We start from the raw sequence: 356 nt of genomic DNA, 5'->3' as shown, positions 1-356 counted from the left end.
GGCGGCAATGGTTCCGGCGGTAACGGTTCTGGTGGCAGTGGCTCTGGTGGCAATGGTTCCGGCGGTAACGGCTCTGGTGGTAACGGTTCTGGCGGCAATGGTTCCGGCGGTAACGGTTCTGGTGGCAGTAGCTCTGGTGACAACGGTTCTGGCGGCAACGGCTCTGGTGGTAACGGTTCTGGTGGCAGTAGCTCTGGTGACAACGGTTCTGGCGGCAACGGTTCTGGTGGCAGTAGCTCTGGTGACAACGGTTCTGGCGGCAACGGCTCTGGTGGCAACGGCTCTGGTGGCAATGGTTCTGGTGGCAATGGCTCTGGTGGCAATGGCTCTGGTGGCAATGGCTCTGGTGGCAATGG

At 61.2% G+C, this 356-nt stretch carries 1 protein-coding gene; it reads left to right on the top strand.

Features of this window, described 5'->3' with window-relative positions; translation table 11 throughout:
• A partial coding sequence (locus DOS87_RS29975; protein WP_261795684.1) for a hypothetical protein occupies positions 1–356 on the top strand: 356 nt, incomplete at both ends.

The organism is Bacillus sp. CR71, from assembly GCF_003429245.1.
GTDB lineage: Bacteria > Bacillota > Bacilli > Bacillales > Bacillaceae_G > Bacillus_A > Bacillus_A thuringiensis_S.
This window is presented reverse-complemented; position numbering and strand designations above follow the sequence as displayed.